Below are 24,760 nucleotides of genomic sequence, written 5' to 3'. Positions count from 1 at the left end.
TATGGCGCGTCGCCACTTTTCCAGTCAGGCACTGGTGTTGATCGTTATCTCTATCGCCATCAATATGATCGGCGGGCAACTGGCCAGCATGGTTAAATTACCTATTTTTCTCGACTCAATCGGTACGCTCATTAGCGCGGTACTACTTGGCCCGGTTATTGGCATGTTGACCGGCTTACTGACCAATTTACTCTGGGGATTGCTAACTGACCCGATCGCCGCCGCATTTGCGCCCGTCGCGATGGTCATCGGCCTGATCGCCGGTTGGCTGGCGCGGGCGGGTTGGTTTCGCACTCTGCCAAAAGTCGTTGTCAGCGGCGTGATTATTACGCTTGCGGTAACGGTCGTCGCTGTACCGCTGCGTACTGCGCTGTTCGGCGGCGTGACAGGAAGCGGAGCCGATTTGTTCGTTGCCTGGATGCACTCTATGGGGCAAAACCTGGTGGAGTCGGTGGCGATTACGGTGATAGGCGCAAACCTGGTCGATAAAATTCTTACAGCAGTGATTGTCTGGCTTTTGCTCCGACAACTGCCGATTCGCACCACGCGGCATTTCCCGGCAATGGCTGCTGTGCGCTAAATGCATCCATTTACCTCATTAACACTGTGGGCATTGGCGGCCTGCACCACGTTTATCCTGCCCACACAGACAATATTGCCAGTCTATAGCGCGGCGACCTTTTTCTGCCTTATTGCGCTAAAGGCCACGCGGCGGCGGGCAAAATATGTCGCCTGGCTGATGTTCTCACTGGGAGCCGGGCTGTGGCTGGTACACGGTGGCTGGCTAACAGAATGGCTTAGCGGCACGCCGCGTTCGCCGGAACGTTGGACGTATGCCATTACGCTCTGGTTGCGGATTCTGGCGATTGTTTCAACCTCGCAGTTGTGGATGCAATTCGTCCCCGTGCAACATTTTATCCGCGCTCTGTTTGCTTCTCGCCTGCCGCCGGGCGTCGCTTATCTGTTCGCCGGGCCGTTGTTGGTCGTTGAGCAGTTAAAACGGCAATTAGCGATTATTCATGAGGCGCAGCGCGCCCGCGGCGTGCCGCTGGATGAGGGCTGGTATCAGCGTTTACGTGCGATGCCCGCGTTAATTATTCCGCTAACACACAATGCGCTTAACGATCTGGCTGTCCGTGGTGCGGCGCTGGATATGCGGGCATTTCGAATCAACAATAGGCGCACTACGTTATGGGCACCAGCCGATAGCACCCTACAACGCGTAGCACGTTACGCCATGATCTTGCTAATGCTGGCTGAATTCGGAGTGTGGATATGGTTACGTTAGAACAGTTTCGCTATTGCCCGACACACTCAACGCATCCTCCGTTCTGTTATGACTTTCACTATGCCAAACCGGGGATGGTCGCCATCTTTGGTGACAACGGCAGTGGCAAAAGTACGCTGGCACAGCTGATGGCGGGCTGGTATCCGGACTTTCTGCCAGGAGAGATAGCCGGCACGGGGACGCTTCTCGGTACGCCCATTGGACATCTCCCGCTTAATGAGCAATCCGCCACTATCCAGCTTGTCCAGCAATCGCCCTATTTGCAACTCTCCGGCTGTACCTTTAGCGTGGAAGAAGAAGTTGCCTTTGGGCCAGAAAATCTGTGTCTTGCTGAAGAAGAGATTATGGCGCGGATTGATGCCGCCCTGACTCTGACCGAGTGCCAGCCGTTGCGCCATCGTCACCCGACAACACTCTCCGGTGGAGAGACACAGCGCGTGGTCGTTGCCTGCGCCATCGCGATGCAGCCAAAGCTCTTAATTCTTGATGAAGCCTTTAGCCGCCTGACGCCGCAGGCCAGCGAAATGCTGTTGCAGCGCTTACAACACTGGGCGTTTGAACGTGGTTCGCTGATTATTCTTTTTGAACGTCATCGCACGCCTTTCCTGAACTACTGCCAGCAGGCGTGGCACCTGCAAAACGGAGCGCTCCAGCCATTATGTTAACGTTAAATCAGGTAACTTATCGCTGGCCAGGTGCGGTAACGGATTGTCTTTGCGACATTTCTCTGCAACTCAAACAAGGTGAATGGTTGGCGCTGACCGGCGACAATGGCGCGGGAAAATCGACACTGTTACGAGTAATGGCAGGTCTTCTTACGCCCACAGCCGGTACGGTTATGCTGCAACAACAGGCGATGAAAAACCTGAAAAACCGCCAGCGCGCGGCAAAGATTGGCGTACTGTTTCAGGAAGCGGAAAACCAACTGTTTCACAGCACCGTCGCCGACGAGATCGCATTTGGTTTGAAACTACAAAAATGCCCGGCGGATGAAATCACTCAACGTACCAATGCTGCCCTGCAATGCTGTCAGTTAGCAGATGTTGCCAGTGCGCATCCGTTAGATCTGCACAGTGCGCAGCGACGGATGGTCGCCGTCGCCTGCCTGGAAGCACTCTCTCCGCCACTATTGCTGCTGGACGAGCCGAGTCGGGATTTTGACGAAAATTGGTTGAGCGTGTTTGAAAGCTGGCTGGAAAAGTGCCGCCAGCAAGGCACAAGCGTCGTAGCAATCAGTCATGACGCCGCATTTACCCGGCGTCATTTCTCTCGTGTGGTGCGACTGGAAGGCGGTGTAGTGAAGGATGTTAATCCACCAGACGATATTCACCCGTAGCGGTCATCATTAAGGTCAAATTTGCAGGCAGACTCTCTTCAAGCACCCTGCGAACATTCGGCCCGTCGGTACGGTCATAAAAAGCTTCTGCGTCTGCCAGCGATAACCCTCCCGCCAGCTTTCGCCCCACCAGTCGTTCCCGCAACGCAGTAGCTGGCGCGTTGATAAAGATCGAGAAATCACAAAATTGCGCAAGCTGGCACCACTTCTCGTCGTCCAGCAACAACCAGTTTCCTTCGACGATGACGAGTGGTGCGGTAACGTGCAACGCATCTTCAACAGGATCATGCTTTTGTCGATCGTACTGCGGCCACGTACAATCCCCTTCCACTACCTGGCACAGATTTTCCGCCAGTTTCGCAACGTCGAATGTCTCTGGTGCGCCTTTGAAGGGGCGCAATTGATGCGCATCCAGCCAGCTATTGTAATGGTGAAAACCATCCATCGGGAGCGTCTGGATAGCGGGTAATTCAGGGTCTTGTTGCGCGAGATATTCCCAGAAGGTAGTTAAGGTAGATTTACCCGTCCCCGGCGGAGCGCAAAGAAAAACCACCGTACGTCGCTGCGGATTTACCGCCTGTAAGGCCGCCAGCATACGCAGTAGCGGTTTATGTACATTCTCAATTTCATCATCAGAGTACTGCGCCTGTACCTTTAGTCCATTCACCGTCAGTTCGATTTTCACGGCGTTAATTCCTTTAAAGTTGTCGTTACTGCCAGCGTCAGCGCCGTTTTGACCATCCCGCTAAAACGCGCCTCTGACCAGACGGCGAAATCGGCGAACTTCATCGCTTTTAACGCATCGTAGAGCGTCGCATTGCGGGTTATACTGTTGACATTACTGATAAAATCCCAGGTTATATCATCGGTAAATCCGGGCGTTTCATCCTGTTCGTTCAGGTAATGCCAGAACTGGGAAAAGTGCGTGATATCGGCGTACAGCCATTTATCCATTTTCCCCAGCGCATAAATCAAACGCAGCGCAACATCAATATCGTCAAGCGGGCCGCTTTGGGCGAGTAACGGCTTCACTGCATATTCGACGATCTCTTCATCGTTATCGACAAACAGCGACGGCAGAAACTGGCGTATCCCCTGGAGCAAAATAGAATGCGCAGTTTTCATAAATGACAATAAATTGTCCTGTGCATCCAGTTGCTCAAGCACATCATCTTCTGTCAGCGTCGCCATTCGTCTTCCGATAGATCACCATCAATGCAGGGAGTCTATTATATTACACGTTTGGTCCGCGCCGCCGATCAGTAATGTCTGCGTCCGCACCCCATTCGCCGTTTGTTGGATACCGTTCACCAGCTCACCGCCCGTCACGCCCGTAGCGCTAAAGAGGATATCGTTCCCCCTCACCAGTTCGTCGAGCGAGTACACACGGTTGACTTCAACACCCATCTTCTTACAACGCTTGCGCTCCTGCTCTGCAATCTGCCGATTTTCGGTGTAATCCCCTTTAGCCTGACAAAAGTCAATCAGCTCGGCCTGCATATCCCCGCCTAATGCTTTAACAGCACAGGCAGAAATCACGCCTTCCGGTGCGCCACCGATGGTGTACATCACATCGTAAGGATTATCCTGCCAGCAGGTCAGCACGCTGGCGGCAACATCGCCATCCGGCAGGGCAAAAACCTTCACGCCCAGCAGTGTTGCTTCCTCAATCGCGGCACTCAGGCGCGGTTTATCCAGCGTAACCATGCGCAGCTTGTCCAGCGGTTTGCCTAACGCTTTCGCCACGTTGCGCAAGTTGTCCGCCAGAGGCAAAGACAGATCAATCGCCCCGGCAGCCAGTCGATTAACAACCAGCTTTTTCATATACATATCGGGCGCATGTAACAGGCTATCTCGAGGGGCGAAAGCCATGACCGCCAGCGCATTGCTCTGCCCCATCGTCACCATCCGCGTGCCTTCAATCGGGTCAACCGCGATATCGACTTCTGGCCCGTCGCCTTTGCCCACCTCTTCGCCAATCCACAGCATCGGCGCATGGTCAATTTCTCCTTCGCCGATAACCACTCGTCCACGAAAAGCGACGTCGTTTAATGCCTGGCGCATCGCGGTGACCGCCAGGCCATCAATTTTATTTTTGTCGCCACATCCGGTTTGCGGCCAGGCAGCCAACGCTGCCTGTTCCGTAACGCGAAATAATGGCCACGCCAGGGACATCATTGCGCGGCCTCCCCGATATCAACGCCAAATTGCGCCAGCAGATATTTCTCGGCCTGTTCATTCCAGATGCCGTGCGTTTCCTCAACCAGCCGCGCCAGCTCTTTAAACAGCGGATCGGTTTTGCCTTTTTCGGCAAAATCGGCAATGGCAGTGAGCGGCATGGTCACGCCGTTATAAATGAGTTTTTTGCCGCCGGGGATATCCGGCAGATTGAGCACGGTTTCTGGCACCGCATCCAGGCCACCGATATGGGTCACCATAAACGACGGCTGTAACTGCCCCGTGGCGCTAAGGGCAATCGCCTCTTTCATGTCGTCCGTTGAACCACCGGATGTACCGACGACATGCGTGCTGTTGTAATGGACGTTGTAGAAATTAAACGGCACTTTGAAGTTTTTATCTGTCGGCCCGGCGAAGAAATTCAGACAACCATCTTCCGCCAGTAATCCATCAGCCATTTCAACGACAGCAGGCACCGCCGCATAAACAAAAATGTCATCGAACCCGGCATCTCCTGTTAGCGCCCGCAGCATCTGGACAGGATCGCTCATCCCTTTGGTATTCACATACACCAGCTCAATGCCTTTACTGGCCGCCAGTTCCACCGGCAGCAGCTTCTGTACCTGCGCCAGACGTTTGTCGTCGATATCGACCACCACCACCCGCGACGGTTGTATGCCGCCGTTAATGGCGTAATCGATAGCGCCAATGCCCATCGGACCTGCACACGCCAGCAGTGCAATATTGCCGCCAGGTTTGACGCCCATGCGATGCTCATAAACATATTGCGTGGTGTGATAATTGGCATGATAAGCACCAATAATGCAGCACATAGGCTCTGCCAGCGACGCCGCAGCAAAATAAGAGCCGTGATACGGTAATACGCAGCCCAAATTAATGGCGATTTCGGGAATAATCATATAAGTGGCATTGCCGCCAAAATATTCGTAGCTGTAGCCCGCTGAATATCCGCTTGGTAATCCCATCGCCGGTTGCAATACAAAACGCTGACCTTTTTTATATTTGCCAGTGAGATTTTTACCCACTTCGACAATAACCCCGGCACATTCATGCCCGGTAATGACCGGATGATTTTCTAAATCGTCGGGTACGCGTTTATGTTCACTACCGAGTAACGCCGCTTTCCAGGTGGATAAACAGACGCTGTCAGAAATTACACTCACCAAAAGTTCGTTATCAGTAATTTCTGGCAATTCAAATTCGCGCAGACGGACATCCCGCTTGCCATAAATAGCAGCAACTTTGGTTTTCATTTTTACCTCTGCAATCAGTTTTTATGTTCGGCGGTTAATTGATTAAATAAAGTGTCAAGTTTTGGATCGCCAATATAGTTATTAATCAATATCAGCGGTTTATCCGTCACACGTTTCACGCGCCCTTCCAGACTGGCGTGAGTGACAACGATATCCGCATCCGCAGGCACGTTTTCTATGGCGTAATGTTTTACTTCAATTGCCAGCCCTGCTTTTTCCAGGCGTTTACGGAAGGTGGTTGCGCCCATCGCGCTGGAGCCCATCCCCGCATCGCAAACGAAGGCAATACGCTTAACACGGCTTAACGAGAATGCGCCTTCCTGCTTCATTGCTTTAACCGCATTGGCTGACTCGGTAAATTCATCTTCGCTCTCAGTCTCCACTGTTTTTTCCATCTTCAGTATCAGGGAAGTGATGACAAAGGACACCAGCGTGCCTACCGTAACTCCGGCAATTGTCGCCAGGAACGAGCCTTTCGGCGTCAGCGCCAGGTAAGCAAAGATAGAACCTGGGCTTGGGCCTGCAACCAGACCACCGTCCAGTAAGTTAAACATCCAGGTGCCAGACATACCGCCCGCAATCATGGCGATAATGGTCAACGGCTTCATCAGCACATACGGGAAATACAGTTCGTGGATCCCACCGAGGAAGTGAATAATCATCGCACCAGGTGCAGAGCGCTTACTCATCCCTTTACCAAACAGAGTGAATGCCAGCAGCAGTCCTAAGCCAGGCCCAGGGTTGGACGCCACCATAAAGAAGATGGATTTACCGTTAACCGAAGCCTGTTGCATCCCCAACGGGTAATAGACGCCCTGATCTATCGCGTTATTGAGGAAAAGCACTTTCGCCGGTTCATTGATGACTGACAGCAAAGGCAGATAGCCTGCATGTACCAGTGCTTCAATACACTCTTTGACGAAAGTATTGGCAATTAACACCGCCGGGCCGATGACTTCAAAACCCAGCAGACAGAGAATCATCCCAGCAATACCTAATGAGAAGTTATTGATAACCATCTCAAAACCAGCAGGTATGCGTTTTTCCAGTGCTTTATCGACATATTTTATGACCAGCCCACCTAACGGTCCCATGATCATCGAGCCAAGGAACATCGGAATTTCAGCACCGACAATAACGCCAATCGTCCCTATTCCTCCCATGACCGCACCGCGTTTACCACCGACCAGATGACCACCGGTAGAACCAATCATCACGGGCAATAAATAGGTAATCATCGGGCCGACAATTTTGGCGAAATGTTCGTTAGGCAGCCAACCAGTAGGAATAAATAATGCAGTAATAAAACCCCAGGCAATAAAAGCACCAATATTGGGGATGACCATTGCCGTCAAAAAGCCCCCAAAAGCCTGGACCTTTGCACGAGCAGACTTGTTTTCCATAATATTATCCTGTAGAGGAGAGAGTAATTATCCGCGGTTGATTATGTCCGCTAATTGTTTTTCTGATGTTGCTGTTAAGAGTTGTTCGAGTATTTCTTCTTCGCACAGTAATTCACTTAACGCCTGAATAGCGCCAATGTGCGAATCGGCATCGGCAGCAGAGAGTCCGATGAGTAATTTAATCGGTTCGTCATTTCCCGGAAAATAAACGCCTTGTTTAAGTAACGTCAAAGACATCCCGGTTTTAAGCGCCCCACATTCCGGTCGCGCATGAGGCATTGCCACGCCTGGTGCGAGAATATAATAAGGGCCATTGTTAATGGTGGAATCTTTAATTGCCTGAATGTAATTATCGCTGATATAGTTTTTATCCAGCAATGATACCATCGAGAAATCGATAGCTTCCTGCCAGTCTTTTGCAGAATGTATAACTGAGATTGATGATTCTGGAAAATAATCACTAAGCCGCATAAATTATCCTTATTTTATTTTTAGGGTACCGTCCGGCGGTAAAAATAAAATACTCGTGCGGTTTAATGAAAGCAATTGGGTACGCGAGAAGAAAAACCCCATAAACCAAAATAATAAAACCTTAAATAACAACAATATGAAATTGATATTTTTAAAGTCAACTTTGTATTTGTTATGTTTATCATAAAATCAATATTTTGTTTGTTATTGTATTTGTGATGCATATCTCTATTTATTTATTGAATGTTCGAAAACATACTTTTCTAATGCAATGTTTTTTCGCTATACCCCTTTATAGATTCTGAATTCTCACCTGTCGGCTGTTTTCCCCTCACCTCATGTGACATATTCCCACACTTTACTCAAGGAAGATTGTCATGAAAGCACCTGTTTCTATAACCTCATTTCGCCCACAAAAATCTATTGCTATCGCCATTGGCGTGCTTGCCGTGGTTGTGCTGCCATTTCTCTCGTATTACACCGTTAATGAAGGTGAACGCGGCATTTTGCTGCGCTACGGAAAAATAGTAAAAGTCGCCGAGCCGGGTCTGGGTTTTAAGATCCCGTTTATGGAAAGCGTGGAGAAAATTTCCACGCGTAATCAGGCCGTGGTCTATCAGGGATTGCAGGCATACAGCCGCGACCAGCAACCTGCACAAATGACCGTGTCAGTCAGCTTCCACATTAAACCTTCAGAAGCAGGCGCTGTTTATACCACTTACAACACCATTGAAGCATTAAAAGATCGTCTGATTGTCCGTCAGTTGCCAACTCAACTGGAGAACGTTTTCGGCCAATATACCGCCATCAGCGCCGTACAGGATCGTACAAAACTGGTTCAGGATCTGCAAAATGCCATGCGCAAAGCCGTTGTTGGGCCAGTGGTAATTGACGGGGTCCAGATTGAGAATATTGATTTTTCTGACGCTTATGAAAAGTCGATTGAAGATCGAATGAAAGCGGAAGTCGCCATTGCCACTCGTAAGCAAAATCTGGAAACAGAGAAAATCCAGGCGCAAATTGCGGTAACTCAGGCCCAGGCAGAAGCAGACAGTAAACTGGCGGCAGCCAAAGCAGAAGCTGAGACTATTCGCGTAAGAGGCGCGGCAGAGGCTGAAACTATTCGTTTAAAAAGTGCGGCTGAAGCAGAAGCTATCCGCCTGCGCGGTGAAGCCCTGCGGGATAATCCCGGCCTTGTAGCCCTCACCACCGCCGAACGTTGGGACGGTAAGCTGCCCGATACCATGATCCCCGGCAGCACAGTTCCGTTTATCTCTACTAAGTAAAAAAAGGGCCGCTTTCGCGGCCCTTCTCACAAAGCATCTTACCGATTACAGCAACGCTTTTGCTTTCGCAACAACGTTGTCAACGGTGAAGCCGAACTCTTCAAACAGCAGCTCAGCCGGAGCAGATTCACCGAAGGTGGTCATACCGACGATAGCACCGTTCAGGCCAACATACTTGTACCAGTAGTCAGCAATGCCTGCTTCTACTGCAACACGAGCAGTAACCGCTTTCGGCAGTACAGATTCGCGGTAAGCCGCGTCCTGCTTGTCGAATGCGTCGGTAGACGGCATGGAAACCACGCGCGCTTTCACGCCTTCGGCAGTCAGTTTTTCGTAGGCAGCAACCGCCAGTTCAACTTCAGAACCGGTGGCGATGAAGATCAGTTCCGGCTGACCAGCACAGTCTTTCAGCACATAACCACCGCGCGCGATGTTTGCCAACTGCTCTTCAGTACGTTCCTGCTGCGCCAGGTTCTGACGGGAGAGGATCAGCGCAGTCGGGCCGTCCTGACGCTCAACGCCGTATTTCCACGCGACCGCGGATTCAACCTGGTCACACGGACGCCATGTAGACATGTTCGGGGTTACGCGCAGAGAAGCGACCTGCTCTACCGGCTGGTGAGTCGGGCCATCTTCGCCCAGACCGATGGAGTCGTGGGTGTAAACCATCACCTGACGCTGTTTCATCAGCGCAGCCATACGTACGGCATTACGTGCGTATTCCACGAACATCAGGAAGGTGGAGGTGTACGGCAGGAAACCACCGTGCAGGGAGATGCCGTTAGCAATCGCGGTCATACCGAACTCGCGAACACCGTAGTGGATGTAGTTACCCGCAGCATCTTCGTTGATTGCTTTAGAACCAGACCACAGGGTCAGGTTAGACGGTGCCAGGTCAGCAGAGCCACCGAGGAATTCCGGCAACAGAGGACCGAAAGCTTCGATAGCATTCTGCGACGCTTTACGGCTGGCGATTTTCGCCGGATTAGCCTGCAGTTTAGCGATGAATTCTTTCGCTTTCGCGTCGAAGTCAGACGGCATTTCGCCTTTCATACGGCGGGTAAATTCAGCGGCTTCCTGCGGATAAGCTTTCGCGTAAGCAGCGAATTTCTCGTTCCATGCAGATTCTTTCGCCTGGCCTGCTTCTTTCGCATCCCACTGAGCATAGATTTCAGACGGAATTTCGAACGGTGCATATTTCCAGCCCAGCTGTTCGCGGGTCAGGGCAATTTCAGCGTCGCCCAGCGGCGCACCGTGGGAGTCGTGGGTACCGGCTTTGTTCGGGGAACCGAAACCGATGATGGTTTTGCACATCAGCAGGGACGGTTTGTCGGTCACTGCGCGCGCTTCTTCTACTGCGCGTTTGATGGATGCCGCGTCATGACCGTCGATGTCGCGAATAACGTGCCAGCCGTAAGCTTCGAAACGCATTGCGGTATCGTCGGTGAACCAGCCTTCAACGTGACCATCGATAGAAATACCGTTGTCATCGTAGAACGCAATCAGTTTACCCAGCTTCAGCGTACCCGCCAGAGAGCAAACTTCGTGGGAGATGCCTTCCATCATGCAGCCGTCGCCCATGAAGGCGTAGGTGTAGTGGTCGACAATGTCGTGACCCGGACGGTTAAACTGCGCCGCCAGCGTTTTTTCTGCAATCGCCATACCGACTGCGTTGGCAATACCCTGCCCCAGCGGACCAGTGGTGGTTTCCACACCAGCGGTGTAACCCACTTCCGGGTGGCCCGGAGTTTTAGAGTGCAGCTGACGGAAGTTTTTCAGTTCTTCCATCGGCAGATCGTAACCGGTGAGGTGCAGCAGGCTGTAGATCAGCATGGAGCCGTGGCCGTTGGACAGCACGAAGCGGTCACGGTCAGCCCAGGACGGATTCTGCGGGTTGTGTTTCAGGAAATCACGCCACAGGACTTCGGCAATGTCAGCCATACCCATCGGGGCGCCCGGGTGACCGGATTTGGCTTTCTGTACTGCGTCCATGCTCAGCGCACGAATAGCATTGGCAAGCTCTTTACGTGAGGACATTTTGACTCCAGATCGGATGATGAAGGGCACGCCCTTAACGACTTGACGACAGCGCGTTTTGGGCTACGCCGGAAAATTTGCCAACAATTTACCGCAAGCCGCGCGTCATGTACATGGAACATCCTTTTGCCGTTTCAGAAATCTCTGGATCATGCTCGCATGTTGCGCAATCTGCTCGCCCGTCCGCTGCGCTTTTTCTTATACTTAGGACGAGCATCGATTCGCCTGCAAACGGCGCATTTTTAGAATAATCCTGACCTTGTGCGGAAGAGAAAACATGAAAATTCGCGCCTTATTGGTAGCAATGAGCGTGGCAACGGTACTGACCGGTTGCCAGAATATGGACTCCAGTGGACTGCTCTCATCAGGAGCAGAAGCTTTTCAGGCTTACAGTCTGAGCGATGCGCAGGTGAAAGCCCTGAGCGATCAGGCGTGCCAGGAGATGGACAGCAAGGCGACGATTGCGCCAGACGGTAGTGAATACGCTAAACGTCTGACCACCATTGCTAATGCGCTAGGAAATAACATCAACGGCCAGCCGGTAAATTACAAAGTGTATATGGCGAAGGATGTGAATGCCTTTGCAATGGCTAACGGCTGTATCCGCGTCTATAGCGGGCTGATGGATATGATGACGGATAACGAAGTCGAAGCGGTGATCGGTCACGAGATGGGGCATGTGGCGTTAGGCCATGTGAAGAAAGGGATGCAGGTAGCACTCGGTACCAACGCAGTGCGAGTTGCGGCGGCCTCTGCGGGCGGGATTGTCGGCAGTTTATCGCAATCACAACTCGGTGACCTGGGCGAGAAATTAGTCAATTCGCAATTCTCCCAGCGCCAGGAAGCAGAAGCCGATGATTATTCTTACGATCTTCTGCGCCAACGCGGCATCAGCCCGGCAGGTCTTGCCACCAGCTTTGAAAAACTGGCGAAACTGGAAGAAGGCCGCCAAAGCTCAATGTTTGACGACCATCCTGCATCCGCCGAGCGCGCCCAGCATATTCGCGATCGTATGAGCGCGGATGGAGTTAAGTAAGGCCTGGTGGTGCCGAACCCTGGTCAGATAAGGCGTTCACACCGCATCTGACATGAATGGCACATTTGTTACCCCGTGCGTATTGCCGGATGCGATGCTGGCGCATCTTATCCGGCCTACGGGTGCCGAACGTAGGTCGGATAAGGCGTTCACGCCGCATCCGACATTAATGGCACGTTTTACCCGTGCGCATCGCATCTGGTGCTTACTCGCCCTTTTTCGCCGCCTGAATATACAGCATTTCCAGCGCCAGCGTTGCCGCTGCCAGAGCGGTGATTTCCGACTGATCGTATGCCGGAGCCACTTCCACTACGTCCATCCCAACAATGTTGAGATCTTTCAGGCCGCGTACCAGTTTAATGGCGCGATCGGAGGTCAGGCCGCCAATTACCGGCGTACCGGTTCCCGGCGCGAAAGCAGGATCCAGGCAGTCGATATCAAAGGTCAGGTAAACCGGCATCTCACCCACAATCTGTTTCACCTGGGCGATAACGTCATCCACGCTGCGATCGTTCACCTGGCAGGCGTCCAGCACGGTAAAACCGTTGTCTTTATCAAACTCGGTACGAATACCAATCTGCACGGAATGATTCGGGTCGATCAGACCTTCTTTCGGCGCGGTATAGAACATGGTGCCGTGGTCAAATTCACAACCGTTCGCGTAGGTATCGGTGTGGGCGTCAAAGTGTACCAGCGCCATTTTGCCGAAATGCTTCGCATGAGCACGCAACAGCGGCAGCGTAACAAAGTGGTCACCACCGAAGGAGAGCATACGCTTACCAGCAGCCAGCAGCTTCTCGGCGTGCGCCTGCAGCTTCTCGCTCATCTCACGGGCATCGCCGAAGGCATATACCAGATCACCGCAGTCCACCACGTTCAGACGCTCACGCATGTCGAAATTCCACGGGAAGCGGTTGTGTTCCCAGGCCAGATTCGTCGAAACCTGACGGATAGCTGCCGGACCGTGGCGACCACCCGCACGACCAGAAGTGGCCATATCGAACGGCACGCCAGTAATCACCCAGTCAGCATCGCTGTCATACGGCTGGAAGTTCATCGGCAGGCGTAAAAAACCAAAGGCGTTGGAAACCAGTGAGTTATCGTATTGATGACCTAAGGTGCTCATGGATGGACTCCTATTACAAAGTCGATATAAAAAAACCCTTCCGCGTCGTTAGGCCCGACGAGGAAGGGTTGGATTTGCGAAACACAAGTTTGTGCTAATTATCGCCCTAAATGGGCGAGGCATCAAGCAAGGTTACTATTTCCGACACGGTGGCGGCGCATAGCCATTGTTGTCCGCCGGAAATGCTTGTCCAGAGCACGGCGGCAGCGCGTTTTGCGCCGGGCCTTGTAATTCAAAGGCGGCAAAGCCGATTACACCGGTATTACGCACATCGCCTTGCGTCGAATTGGCTGCGTAGGAATCAGCAACGTTGGCGAACTGAAAAGCCGCTTCGGTATGTTTATCTTTGCGGAATCCTTTAATCGCTAACGAATCTCCGGCATTCACAATATAACCGTTGTTATTCAGCGAACCTTGTTTACCATTCAGAACATCCAGGCCATCAACCGTAGCAACGATCTCGTAGTTGGTGTTACGACTGTAATTGCGGACATATAATTGATAATTCATTCCTACTCTGGCATGGACAATATAGCGTGGTTCATTATTGGATGAATCATAAACCCGCGTAATAGGTAGAGAATTAAAATTACCATCGCGAATAGCATATTCCAGTTCGTTAATACGAATGCTATAAACGCGGTCGTAGCCGGAAGGAACATTAGTCGAATAACTAATAACGATCATCTCCGCCGGATCGCGCCAGGCTCGCTCAACAGATACGCCCTGAACCGTTGAGTGCACATCCCCACCCCAGGCGGTGCCGACATTGCCCGACGCACTGCTATTATACTGCGCATTACTGGAACAACCAGCCAGCAGCACGACTAATGCCATCAACGCGCTACGTACTTTCCATTTTTTCATAACCGTTCCCTCTGCATTTAATTAATGCAGCGATTGTAGGGAGATTATTTAATAAGAAAAGCAGCTAAATTATTTTTAAGAATATATAAAAAGAAAGCGGGCCGATTTACGTAAATAAATCGACCCGCCAGCGGAATAATCTTAATTATTCATCTTCAAGATAGGTATAACCGTACAAACCTGCCTCGAACTCTTCAAGGAACTGTTGTTGCAGTTCAGCATCAAGATCGGTTTTCTTCACTTGATCGCGGAACTGGGTTAACAGCGTTTTCGGATCTAGCTGTACATATTGCAGCATGTCCGCCACGGTATCGCCTTCGTCAGACAGTTCCACTTCTACACTACCGTCAGGGAACACGAACACGTCAACCGCTTCGGTATCACCGAACAGGTTGTGCATGTTGCCGAGGATCTCCTGATATGCGCCGACCATAAAGAAACCGAGCATCGGCGGATTCTCCGGATCGTACTCCGGCATAGGCATTGTCGTGGCAATACCGTCACCATCAATATAGTGGTCGATAGCACCGTCAGAGTCACAGGTAATATCCAGCAGCACAGCGCGGCGTTCCGGCACTTGATCCAGCCCTTCCAGCGGCAGAACCGGGAACAACTGGTCGATCCCCCATGCGTCCGGCATCGACTGGAACAGCGAGAAGTTGACGTACATTTTGTCCGCCATACGTTCCTGCAATTCATCGATAATCGGACGATGAGCACGGTTTTGCGGATCCAGTTGCTTTTGCACTTCATGGCACATGCTCAAATAAAGCTGCTCAGCCCATGCGCGTTCTTGCAGGCTAAAGGTGCCAGAAGAGTAGCCGATATGAATATCGTGCAGATCCATCTGGCTGTCGTGCAACCATTCACGCAGAGAACGGCGAGTTCCCGGTTCGTGCATTTCCTGCCAGGTTTCCCACATGCTTTGCAGTGCGCGCGGCGCATCTTCTGCGGGCGCGGTCGGCACCGTGTATTCGTTACGTTCCACGCCGATGATATTAGACACCAGCACGGTGTGATGCGCAGTCACCGCACGACCCGATTCGGTGATTACCGTCGGATGCGGCAGACCATTTTCTTCACACGCATCACCAATCGCCCAGATGATATTGTTGGCGTATTCATTGAGGCCGTAGTTCACCGAGCAGTCAGACTGCGAACGGGTACCTTCATAGTCCACGCCCAGACCGCCGCCGACGTCGAAGCACTGAATATTGACGCCCAGCTTATGCAGTTCCACATAGAAGCGTGCGGATTCACGAACGCCCGTGGCGATATCGCGAATATTCGCCATCTGCGAACCAAGGTGGAAGTGCAGCAGTTGCAGGCTGTCGAGACGCCCGGCTTCACGCAACGTTTCAACCAGTTGCAGTACCTGAGTCGCAGCCAGGCCGAACTTCGATTTTTCTCCACCGGAGGACTGCCATTTACCCGAGCCCTGCGAAGCCAGACGTGCACGCACGCCCAGACGAGGAACGACATTCAGACGTTCTGCTTCATCCAGCACAATGGCGATTTCTGACATCTTCTCAATGACCAGATAGACCTTGTGGCCCATCTTCTCGCCAATTAATGCCAGGCGGATATATTCGCGGTCTTTATAACCATTACAGACGATGACGCTACGGGTCATGCCAGCATGCGCCAGCACCGCCATCAACTCTGCTTTCGAGCCTGCTTCCAGCCCCAACGGTTCGCCAGAATGAATCAGGGACTCAATCACGCGGCGGTGCTGGTTAACTTTGATCGGATAAACGAGGAAGTAATCGCCGTTATAGCCGTAGGATTCCCGCGCACGTTTAAACGCGGCGTTAATGGAACGCAAACGGTGCTGCAGGATCTGCGGGAAACAGAACAGTGCAGGCAGACGCTGGCCCTGTGCTTCGCGGGTTTTCACCAACTGCGCGAGATCGACGCGAGCTTCCGGGACGTCCGGGTCCGGGCACACGCTGATGTGGCCCAGCTCGTTAACGTCATAGTAGTTATTGCCCCACCAGGCAATATTGTAAGTACGCAGCATCTTGCTGGCTTCCTGGGAGCTCATTGCAACCTCCTGCATGGAGCGTAGTACACCGTGTTCGCCCGCTGACGAAGGCAAACTCATAGACATGTCGTCAGACATAGCGAACCTCAAATTATTTTATTAAGTGTAAAACAGTTAACCACTATCGCAGCCTGAAACTGCGATAACAACCCATAAGCACATGGATTTTCCAGCAGTGTATGCTGACGCTCCGACTGCGCAACCGGTTTCTTTTTCATAACATTATTAAGCACATAACCGAACATAAGTGTGACAGTTCGGCGAAACCACGAGAAAACTCTTGTTTTTACAAGAGCGCCCTTGTTCAGTCCTCAGTAACTGTAACCAGCTCTTGAATCCTGAGAAGCGCCGAGATGGGTATAACATCGGCAGGTATGCAAAGCAGAGATGCAGAGTGCGGGGAACGAATCTTCACCAGAACGGTGAGACAGGTTAAGCAGCAGACAACGGTTCATTATTTCGTATCACCTCCACGGCCGCCCGTTAAGACGAACCCACAAGCCAAAACTCTGATTTCAACCCGGCTGGAAGTGGCAACACGAAAGAAACGTCGTGTGCTTTTTATTTAAGCCGCGCGCCGCGTTTTATACCCCACAATGGCAGAAAATTGCAAAAGATAAATACGCAGAATGCCAGCATTGTCAGGAAAAATTTCCAGCCACGTTTCTAACAGAATGAGACACGATTCAAAAAAAAGTGGAAATCGGGTGAAGGATTGACCTAAAATAGCCATCCAGATGTTAATCCATCCATACTGATTAACACTCAGACTGCCAGTGTTTTTAACCTGACGAGTCGTGGTAGGATCCGCTACCACAGAAAATCCACACAACAGTTTGAGCTAACCAAATTCTCTTTAGGTGATATTAAATATGGCAAAACACCTTTTTACGTCCGAGTCCGTCTCTGAAGGGCATCCTGACAAAATTGCTGACCAAATCTCTGATGCCGTTTTAGACGCGATCCTCGAACAGGATCCGAAAGCACGCGTTGCTTGCGAAACCTACGTAAAAACCGGCATGGTTTTAGTTGGCGGTGAAATCACCACCAGCGCCTGGGTAGACATCGAAGAGATCACCCGTAACACCGTTCGCGAAATTGGCTATGTACATTCCGACATGGGCTTTGACGCTAACTCCTGTGCGGTCCTGAGCGCTATCGGCAAACAATCTCCTGACATCAACCAGGGCGTTGACCGTGCCGATCCGCTGGAACAGGGCGCGGGCGACCAGGGTCTGATGTTTGGCTACGCAACCAACGAAACCGACGTGCTGATGCCAGCACCTATCACCTATGCACACCGTCTGGTACAGCGTCAGGCTGAAGTGCGTAAAAACGGCACTCTGCCGTGGCTGCGCCCGGACGCGAAAAGCCAGGTGACTTTCCAGTATGACGACGGCAAAATCGTCGGCATCGATGCTGTAGTACTTTCCACTCAGCACTCTGAAGATATCGACCAGAAATCGCTGCAAGAAGCGGTAATGGAAGAGATCATTAAGCCGATTCTGCCCGCTGAATGGCTGACTTCCGCCACCAAATTCTTCATCAACCCGACCGGACGTTTTGTTATCGGCGGCCCGATGGGTGACTGCGGTCTGACTGGTCGTAAAATTATCGTTGATACCTACGGCGGCATGGCGCGTCACGGTGGCGGTGCGTTCTCCGGTAAAGATCCATCAAAAGTGGACCGTTCCGCAGCCTACGCAGCACGTTATGTCGCGAAAAACATCGTGGCTGCTGGCTTGGCTGACCGTTGCGAAATTCAGGTTTCCTACGCAATTGGCGTGGCTGAACCGACCTCCATCATGGTGGAAACTTTCGGTACCGAGAAAGTGCCTTCTGAACAGCTGACCCTGCTGGTACGTGAGTTCTTCGACCTGCGTCCATACGGTCTGATTCAGATGCTGGATCTGCTGCACCCGATCTACAAAGAAACCGCAGCATACGGTCACTTTGGTCGCGAACATTTCCCGTGGGAAAAAACCGACAAAGCGCAACTGCTGCGTGAAGCTGCCGGTCTGAAGTAATCTTTCTTCTCCTGCTTTCAAAGGCCAGCCTCGCGCTGGCCTTTTTCTTTTACCTCTCCGCGGTGGATAGGCGTTCACGCCGCATCCGGCATTTGTGTCGGATTCGATGCTGCCGCATCTTATCCGACTTACAGACATCCCGCGCTCGTAGGCTGGATAAGGCGTTCACGCCGCATCCGGCATTGTGTCGGATGCGATGCTGCCGCATCTTATCCGACCTACAGATATCACCGCGCTCGTAGACTGGATTAGCCGTTCACGCCGCATCCGGAAAAAAGCCGCCCGCAGAATAACATCATTCTTCCTGAACACGTTTTACCGCAAATCATCATCACCACTGAAACCGATTACACCAACCACACCAGCCAAATATTTGTAATATTTTCATATTATTATTCAGTTTTCACGGTTGTTACATTTCTTTTCAGTAAAGTCTTAATTGCAGATAACCGTGTTTAACCTATGATGATATAACTCAATTAATTTCATACACTTAAATTATAACCATAATGAATATTAGTGTAAGCGATTACACTGATGTGATTTGCTTCACATCTTTTTACGTCGTACTCACCTATCTTAATTCACAATAAAAAATAACCATATTGGAGGGCATCATGCCTGACGCTAAAAAACAGGGGCGGTCAAACAAGGCAATGACGTTTTTCGTCTGCTTCCTTGCTGCTCTGGCGGGATTACTCTTTGGCCTGGATATCGGTGTAATTGCTGGCGCACTGCCGTTTATTGCAGATGAATTCCAGATTACCTCGCACACACAAGAATGGGTCGTAAGCTCCATGATGTTCGGTGCGGCAGTCGGTGCGGTGGGTAGCGGCTGGCTCTCCTTTAAACTCGGGCGCAAAAAGAGCCTGATGATCGGCGCAATCCTGTTTGTTGCCGGTTCGCTGTTCTCTGCGGCTGCGCCAAACGTTGAAGTACTGATTCTTTCCCGCGTTCTGCTGGGTCTGGCGGTAGGTGTAGCCTCTTATACCGCGCCGCTGTACCTCTCTGAAATTGCGCCAGAGAAAATTCGCGGCAGTATGATCTCGATGTATCAGTTGATGATCACTATCGGGATCCTCGGCGCGTATCTTTCTGATACCGCCTTCAGCTACACCGGTGCATGGCGCTGGATGCTGGGTGTGATTATCATCCCGGCAATTCTGCTACTGATTGGTGTCTTCTTCCTGCCAGACAGCCCACGTTGGTTTGCCGCTAAACGCCGCTTTGTTGATGCCGAACGCGTGCTACTGCGCCTGCGCGACACCAGCGCGGAAGCCAAACGCGAACTGGATGAAATCCGTGAAAGTTTGCAGGTTAAACAGAGCGGTTGGGCATTGTTTAAAGAGAACAGTAACTTCCGTCGCGCGGTGTTCCTGGGTGTACTGTTGCAGGTGATGCAGCAATTCACCGGGATGAACGTCATCATGTACTACGCGCCGAAAATCTTCGAACTGGCGGGTTATACCAACACCACAGAGCAAATGTGGGGGACCGTGATTGTCGGCCTGACCAACGTACTTGCCACCTTTATCGCAATCGGTCTTGTTGACCGTTGGGGGCGTAAACCAACGTTGACGCTGGGCTTCATGGTGATGGCTGTGGGCATGGGCGTACTGGGTACAATGATGCACATCGGTATTCACTCACCGTCGGCGCAGTATTTCGCCATCGCCATGCTGCTGATGTTTATTGTCGGTTTTGCCATGAGCGCGGGTCCGTTGATTTGGGTACTGTGTTCTGAAATCCAGCCGCTGAAAGGCCGCGACTTCGGTATCACCTGCTCCACCGCTACCAACTGGATTGCCAACATGATTGTCGGCGCAACCTTCCTGACTATGCTCAACACGCTGGGCAACGCCAATACCTTCTGGGTTTACGCAGGTCTGAACGTGCTGTTTATCCTGCTGACACTGTGGCTGGTGCCGGAAACCAAACACGTTTCGCTGGAACACATTGAACGTAATCTGATGAAAGGTCGTAAACTGCGCGAAATCGGCGCTCACGATTAATCTCCCCAGGCTTCCTCCCGTCGCGGAGGAAGCCACCTCTTGCAGTCATCTTTTCTTCGCTCTATCCTCTGCCGCTATGAAAACATCCCGTCTCCCTATCGCCATCCAACAGGCTGTTATGCGTCGCCTGCGGGAAAAACTCGCCCAGGCCAACCTGAAGCTGGGGCGTAACTATCCGGAGCCAAAACTCTCTTATACCCAGCGTGGCACATCCGCCGGAACGGCCTGGCTGGAAAGCTATGAAATTCGCCTCAATCCGGTGTTGCTGATGGAAAACAGCGAGGCTTTTATAGAAGAAGTGGTGCCACACGAACTGGCGCATTTGCTGGTATGGAAACACTTTGGTCGCGTAGCGCCACATGGCAAAGAGTGGAAGTGGATGATGGAAAGCGTGCTGGGCGTTCCCGCCCGCCGTACGCATCAGTTTGAACTGCAATCCGTGCGCCGTAACACTTTCTCCTACCGTTGCAAATGCCAGGAGCATCAGCTTACCGTACGTCGTCATAACCGCGTGGTACGAGGCGAAGCCGTCTATCGCTGCGTTCACTGCGGCGAACAACTGGTTGCTCAATAACCAGCAGAACTATCAGGAATTTTACTGATCTGGCTGATTGCATACCAAAACAACTTTCGCTACGTTGCTCGCTCGTTTTAACACGGAGTAAGTGATGTACCGTAATTTGTCTGTGGCTGCGGTGGTACTGAGCGCAGCATTATCCGGCACGGCGTTAGCCGAAGGCATCAATAGTTTTTCCCAGGCGAAAACAGCAGCGGTAAAAGTCTACGCTGATGTGCCGGGAACATTTTACTGCGGATGTAAAATCAACTGGCAGGGTAAAAAAGGCATCGTGGATCTGGAGTCGTGCGGGTATCAGGTGCGCAAAAATGAAAACCGCGCCAGCCGCGTAGAATGGGAACATGTTGTTCCCGCCTGGCAGTTCGGCCACCAGCGTCAGTGCTGGCAGGAAGGCGGTCGTAAAAACTGCGCTAAAGATCCGGTTTATCGCCAAATGGAAAGCGATATGCATAACCTGCAGCCCGCGATAGGTGAAGTGAACGGCGATCGCGGCAACTTTATGTACAGCCAGTGGAATGGCGGCGAGGGGCAGTATGGGCAGTGCGCTATGAAGATTGATTTCAAAGAAAAAGTTGCTGAACCGCCAGCTCATGCCCGTGGTTCCATTGCGCGGATTTACTTCTACATGCGTGACCAGTACAACCTGACACTCTCACGCCAGCAAACGCAGCTGTTTAACGCCTGGAACAAAATGTATCCGGTCACCGACTGGGAGTGTGAGCGTGACGAACGCATCGCGAAGGTGCAAGGCAATCACAATCCGTATGTGCAACGCGCTTGCCAGGCGCGAAAGAGCTAACCTACACTAGCGAAATTCTTTTTGTTAACCCTACCCCACGCGCGCAACCGCGTGGGGAGACGACGCGGATATTTAACCATGCGTATCCCCCGCATTTATCATCCTGAACCACTCACCAGCAATTCGCAGATCGCGCTTTGTGAAGATGCCGCTAACCATATCGGGCGCGTCCTGCGTATGGCGCCAGGTCAGGCATTACAGTTATTTGACGGCAGCAACCAGGTCTTTGACGCAGAAATCACCAGCGCCAGCAAAAAAAGCGTGGAAGTTAAAGTGCTGGAAGGCCAGGTAGACGATCGTGAATCTCCCTTGCATATTCACCTTGGTCAGGTGATGTCGCGCGGAGAAAAAATGGAATTCACTATCCAGAAATCGATAGAACTTGGCGTAAGCCTCATTACGCCACTTTTTTCTGAACGCTGCGGCGTTAAACTGGATAGTGAACGTCTGAACAAGAAGCTCCAGCAGTGGCAGAAAATTGCAATTGCCGCCTGCGAGCAGTGTGGTCGTAATCGGGTACCAGAAATCCGTCCGGCGATGGATCTGGAAGCCTGGTGTGCAGAGCAAGATGAAGGCTTGAAACTCAATCTTCACCCGCGCGCCAGTAACAGCATCAATACATTGCCGTTACCGGTTGAACGCGTCCGCCTGCTGATTGGCCCGGAAGGCGGTTTGTCGGCAGATGAAATTGCCATGACTGCCCGCTATCAATTTACTGATATCCTGTTGGGACCTCGCGTTCTGCGTACTGAGACAACTGCGCTCACCGCCATTACCGCGCTACAAGTGCGTTTTGGCGATCTGGGCTAACGGAGAAGAATAATGATCAAGCTCGGCATCGTGATGGACCCCATCGCAAACATCAACATCAAGAAAGATTCCAGTTTCGCTATGTTGCTGGAAGCACAGCGTCGTGGTTACGAACTTCACTATATGGAGATGGCCGATCTCTATTTGATCAATGGTGAGGCTCGCGCTCGTACCCGTACTTTGAGCGTCGAACAGAACTACGATAAATGGTACGAGTTCACGGGTGAGCAGGATCTGCAACTGGCCGATCTCGACGTGATTCTGATGCGTAAAGATCCGCCGTTTGATACCGAGTTTATCTACGCGACCTATATTCTGGAACGCGCCGAAGAGAAAGGAACGCTGATTGTTAACAAGCCGCAGAGCCTGCGCGACTGTAACGAGAAGCTGTTTACCGCCTGGTTCTCTGACTTAACGCCAGAAACACTGGTCACGCGCAATAAAGCGCAGTTGAAAGCGTTCTGGGAAAAACACAGCGATATCATCCTCAAGCCGCTGGACGGTATGGGTGGCGCGTCGATTTTCCGCGTGAAAGAAGGCGATCCGAACCTTGGTGTGATTGCCGAAACCTTGACTGAGCACGGCACTCGCTACTGCATGGCACAAAATTATCTGCCAGCGATTAAAGATGGTGACAAGCGTGTGCTGGTGGTGGATGGCGAACCAGTACCGTACTGTCTGGCGCGTATTCCACAGGGCGGCGAAACCCGTGGCAATCTGGCTGCCGGTGGTCGTGGCGAACCTCGTCCGCTAACGGAAAGCGACTGGAAAATCGCCCGTCAGGTAGGACCGACGCTGAAAGAAAAAGGGCTGATTTTTGTTGGTCTGGATATTATCGGTGACCGCCTGACTGAAATTAACGTCACCAGCCCAACCTGTATTCGTGAGATTGAAGCAGAGTTTCCGGTGTCTATCACCGGAATGTTAATGGATGCTATTGAAGCACGATTACAGCAGCAGTAACCCTGTTTAGCGAGAGGGATCTCGTTGAGACTATGAGTGACAGCGCCATACTTTCCACGCATACTGGGCGCTGTTGCTTTTTTGAACCAGGAAACAGAACCTCTGACAATGAATTTACAGCATCACTTTCTTATTGCCATGCCTGCTCTCCAGGATCCGATTTTCCGTCGTTCCGTGGTCTACATTTGCGAACATAATACCAATGGAGCAATGGGGATCATCATTAACAAGCCACTGGAAAATCTCAAAATTGAAGGGATTCTGGAAAAGCTGAAGATCACGCCGGAACCGCGTGATGAATCTGTCCGTCTGGACAAACCGGTTATGCTTGGCGGTCCGCTGGCTGAAGATCGCGGGTTTATTTTGCATACCCCGCCATCCAATTTTGCGTCCAGCATTCGCATTTCAGATAACACGGTGATGACCACTTCCCGCGATGTGCTGGAAACACTCGGCACCGATAAACAACCTGCTGACGTGATGGTAGCCCTTGGTTACTCCTCCTGGGATAAAGGCCAACTGGAGCAAGAAATTCTCGATAATGCGTGGTTAACCGCCCCGGCAGATCTGAATATTCTGTTCAAAACACCGATAGCCGACCGCTGGCGCGATGCGGCAAGGCTGATTGGTGTTGATATTCTCACCATGCCAGGTGTGGCAGGGCATGCCTGATGAGCGGAACATTACTCGCCTTCGACTTCGGCACCAAAAGCATTGGCGTAGCGGTCGGCCAACGCATTACCGGCACAGCTCGCCCGCTGCCCGCAATTAAAGCACAGGACGGTACGCCGGACTGGAACATCCTCGAGCGTTTACTGAAAGAGTGGCAGCCAGACGAAATCATCGTCGGTTTGCCGCTGAATATGGACGGCACCGAGCAACCATTGACAGCCAGAGCGCGTAAATTTGCCAACCGTATTCATGGCCGTTTTGGTGTTGAAGTAAAGCTCCATGACGAGCGTCTTAGCACCGTGGAAGCACGTTCCGGTCTGTTTGAACAGGGCGGCTATCGGGCGCTCAACAAAGGCAAAGTCGACTCTGCCTCTGCGGTTATTATTCTCGAAAGCTATTTCGAGCAGGGATATTAAGGCGATTTAAAAACCTGGCGAATTGTCGTTACCGTCATCCCGCCATCTTGCCGGATGCGGCGTGAACGCCTTATCCAGTCTACATGTGGCACCTGCTGTAGGTCTGATAAGACGCATCAGCGTCGCATCAGACATGTA

At 51.8% G+C, this 24,760-nt stretch carries 27 protein-coding genes; 14 read left to right on the top strand and 13 right to left on the bottom strand.

All coding sequences use genetic code 11. The features are described from left to right. Position 1: 1 nt before the first annotated feature. From D9597_RS01450 to D9597_RS01435, 4 genes are read left to right on the top strand one after another with little or no spacing between them, the layout of a single operon-like run. Positions 2-580, top strand: a complete 579-nt coding sequence (locus D9597_RS01450) for an ECF transporter S component (RefSeq protein ID WP_024245982.1) — start codon at positions 2-4, stop codon at positions 578-580. After that, the gene (locus tag D9597_RS01445; protein WP_130221445.1) at positions 581-1,288 is read left to right on the top strand and encodes an energy-coupling factor transporter transmembrane component T; all 708 of its coding nucleotides are present in this window, start codon (positions 581-583) and stop codon (positions 1,286-1,288) included. Then, positions 1,276-1,953: an energy-coupling factor ABC transporter ATP-binding protein gene (locus tag D9597_RS01440; RefSeq protein WP_130221444.1), complete on the top strand. Its 678-nt coding sequence runs from the start codon at positions 1,276-1,278 to the stop codon at positions 1,951-1,953. The genes D9597_RS01445 and D9597_RS01440 overlap by 13 nt, the downstream gene beginning before the upstream one ends. Further along, a complete protein-coding gene (locus tag D9597_RS01435; protein WP_130221443.1) occupies positions 1,947-2,624 on the top strand; it encodes a sulfate/molybdate ABC transporter ATP-binding protein in 678 nt (225 codons plus the stop codon). The genes D9597_RS01440 and D9597_RS01435 overlap by 7 nt, the downstream gene beginning before the upstream one ends. Here the strand turns inward: D9597_RS01435 and D9597_RS01430 are convergent. From D9597_RS01430 to cmtB, 6 genes are read right to left on the bottom strand one after another with little or no spacing between them, the layout of a single operon-like run. Next, complete coding sequence (locus tag D9597_RS01430) at positions 2,596-3,309, bottom strand: nucleoside/nucleotide kinase family protein (protein ID WP_130221442.1); 714 nt, start codon at positions 3,307-3,309, stop codon at positions 2,596-2,598. The genes D9597_RS01435 and D9597_RS01430 overlap by 29 nt on opposite strands. Next, positions 3,306-3,815: a fumarase E gene (fumE, locus tag D9597_RS01425; protein WP_130221441.1), complete on the bottom strand. Its 510-nt coding sequence runs from the start codon at positions 3,813-3,815 to the stop codon at positions 3,306-3,308. Before fumE ends, D9597_RS01430 begins: the two co-directional genes overlap by 4 nt. Positions 3,816-3,836: 21 nt before the next feature. Beyond that, complete coding sequence (glpX, locus tag D9597_RS01420) at positions 3,837-4,802, bottom strand: class II fructose-bisphosphatase (protein WP_130221440.1); 966 nt, start codon at positions 4,800-4,802, stop codon at positions 3,837-3,839. Next, positions 4,799-6,076: a zinc-binding dehydrogenase gene (locus D9597_RS01415; protein ID WP_130221439.1), complete on the bottom strand. Its 1,278-nt coding sequence runs from the start codon at positions 6,074-6,076 to the stop codon at positions 4,799-4,801. Before D9597_RS01415 ends, glpX begins: the two co-directional genes overlap by 4 nt. 14 nt (positions 6,077-6,090) lie before the next feature. After that, the gene (gene cmtA / locus D9597_RS01410; protein ID WP_130221438.1) at positions 6,091-7,479 is read right to left on the bottom strand and encodes a PTS mannitol transporter subunit IICB; all 1,389 of its coding nucleotides are present in this window, start codon (positions 7,477-7,479) and stop codon (positions 6,091-6,093) included. Positions 7,480-7,506: 27 nt separating this feature from the next. Then, the gene (gene cmtB, locus D9597_RS01405; protein ID WP_130221437.1) at positions 7,507-7,950 is read right to left on the bottom strand and encodes a PTS mannitol transporter subunit IIA; all 444 of its coding nucleotides are present in this window, start codon (positions 7,948-7,950) and stop codon (positions 7,507-7,509) included. Between the two features lie 377 nt (positions 7,951-8,327). Between cmtB and D9597_RS01395 the strand changes: the two genes are divergently transcribed. Next, positions 8,328-9,236, top strand: coding sequence for a prohibitin family protein (locus D9597_RS01395; RefSeq protein ID WP_000646923.1), 909 nt, complete (start codon positions 8,328-8,330; stop codon positions 9,234-9,236). 45 nt (positions 9,237-9,281) lie between these two features. Here D9597_RS01395 and tkt read toward each other — a convergent pair whose 3' ends face one another. Continuing rightward, positions 9,282-11,273, bottom strand: coding sequence for a transketolase (tkt, locus tag D9597_RS01390; RefSeq protein ID WP_000098613.1), 1,992 nt, complete (start codon positions 11,271-11,273; stop codon positions 9,282-9,284). A gap of 277 nt (positions 11,274-11,550) precedes the next feature. Here tkt and loiP point away from each other — a divergent pair, with 277 nt between their 5' ends. Next, entirely contained in the window at positions 11,551-12,309 is a 759-nt protein-coding gene (gene loiP, locus D9597_RS01385; protein WP_130218025.1) for a metalloprotease LoiP, read from the top strand. A gap of 205 nt (positions 12,310-12,514) precedes the next feature. On the opposite strand, the gene speB is transcribed toward loiP, so the two are convergent. The 6 genes from speB to D9597_RS23490 form a co-directional block, all read right to left on the bottom strand. Next, the gene (gene speB / locus D9597_RS01380) at positions 12,515-13,435 is read right to left on the bottom strand and encodes an agmatinase (protein ID WP_130221436.1); all 921 of its coding nucleotides are present in this window, start codon (positions 13,433-13,435) and stop codon (positions 12,515-12,517) included. Between the two features lie 135 nt (positions 13,436-13,570). After that, positions 13,571-14,302: a hypothetical protein gene (locus D9597_RS01375; RefSeq protein WP_130221435.1), complete on the bottom strand. Its 732-nt coding sequence runs from the start codon at positions 14,300-14,302 to the stop codon at positions 13,571-13,573. Between the two features lie 145 nt (positions 14,303-14,447). Then, positions 14,448-16,424, bottom strand: coding sequence for a biosynthetic arginine decarboxylase (gene speA / locus D9597_RS01370; protein WP_010347927.1), 1,977 nt, complete (start codon positions 16,422-16,424; stop codon positions 14,448-14,450). A gap of 8 nt (positions 16,425-16,432) precedes the next feature. Beyond that, the gene (gene yqgB, locus D9597_RS01365) at positions 16,433-16,564 is read right to left on the bottom strand and encodes an acid stress response protein YqgB (RefSeq protein ID WP_001338822.1); all 132 of its coding nucleotides are present in this window, start codon (positions 16,562-16,564) and stop codon (positions 16,433-16,435) included. A gap of 93 nt (positions 16,565-16,657) precedes the next feature. Continuing rightward, positions 16,658-16,801, bottom strand: a complete 144-nt coding sequence (gene yqgG / locus D9597_RS23495) for a protein YqgG (RefSeq protein WP_001297404.1) — start codon at positions 16,799-16,801, stop codon at positions 16,658-16,660. Positions 16,802-16,911: 110 nt separating this feature from the next. Beyond that, positions 16,912-17,163, bottom strand: coding sequence for a hypothetical protein (locus tag D9597_RS23490; RefSeq protein ID WP_130218033.1), 252 nt, complete (start codon positions 17,161-17,163; stop codon positions 16,912-16,914). Between the two features lie 55 nt (positions 17,164-17,218). Between D9597_RS23490 and metK the strand changes: the two genes are divergently transcribed. The 8 genes from metK (at position 17,219) to ruvX (ending at position 24,622) form a co-directional block, all read left to right on the top strand. Beyond that, positions 17,219-18,373, top strand: a complete 1,155-nt coding sequence (gene metK / locus D9597_RS01350) for a methionine adenosyltransferase (protein WP_130207895.1) — start codon at positions 17,219-17,221, stop codon at positions 18,371-18,373. 617 nt (positions 18,374-18,990) lie between these two features. Then, entirely contained in the window at positions 18,991-20,385 is a 1,395-nt protein-coding gene (galP, locus tag D9597_RS01345) for a galactose/proton symporter (protein ID WP_130207899.1), read from the top strand. A 76-nt stretch (positions 20,386-20,461) separates the two neighbouring features. Next, positions 20,462-20,959: a SprT family zinc-dependent metalloprotease gene (locus tag D9597_RS01340; RefSeq protein WP_130218035.1), complete on the top strand. Its 498-nt coding sequence runs from the start codon at positions 20,462-20,464 to the stop codon at positions 20,957-20,959. Positions 20,960-21,053: 94 nt separating this feature from the next. After that, complete coding sequence (gene endA, locus D9597_RS01335; protein WP_130207903.1) at positions 21,054-21,761, top strand: deoxyribonuclease I; 708 nt, start codon at positions 21,054-21,056, stop codon at positions 21,759-21,761. A 78-nt stretch (positions 21,762-21,839) separates the two neighbouring features. Continuing rightward, positions 21,840-22,571: a 16S rRNA (uracil(1498)-N(3))-methyltransferase gene (gene rsmE / locus D9597_RS01330; protein ID WP_130221434.1), complete on the top strand. Its 732-nt coding sequence runs from the start codon at positions 21,840-21,842 to the stop codon at positions 22,569-22,571. 12 nt (positions 22,572-22,583) lie between these two features. Continuing rightward, positions 22,584-23,534, top strand: a complete 951-nt coding sequence (gene gshB / locus D9597_RS01325) for a glutathione synthase (protein ID WP_130221433.1) — start codon at positions 22,584-22,586, stop codon at positions 23,532-23,534. Positions 23,535-23,642: 108 nt separating this feature from the next. Then, positions 23,643-24,206 carry a YqgE/AlgH family protein gene (locus D9597_RS01320; protein ID WP_130207909.1) on the top strand — a complete coding sequence of 188 codons (564 nt, stop codon included), beginning with the start codon at positions 23,643-23,645 and terminating at the stop codon, positions 24,204-24,206. Then, positions 24,206-24,622, top strand: a complete 417-nt coding sequence (gene ruvX, locus D9597_RS01315) for a Holliday junction resolvase RuvX (protein WP_130221432.1) — start codon at positions 24,206-24,208, stop codon at positions 24,620-24,622. The genes D9597_RS01320 and ruvX overlap by 1 nt, the downstream gene beginning before the upstream one ends. The last annotated feature ends 138 nt before the right edge of the window (positions 24,623-24,760 follow it).

Source organism: Escherichia sp. E13S3 (assembly GCF_004212325.1).
Lineage (GTDB): Bacteria > Pseudomonadota > Gammaproteobacteria > Enterobacterales > Enterobacteriaceae > Escherichia.
This window is presented reverse-complemented; position numbering and strand designations above follow the sequence as displayed.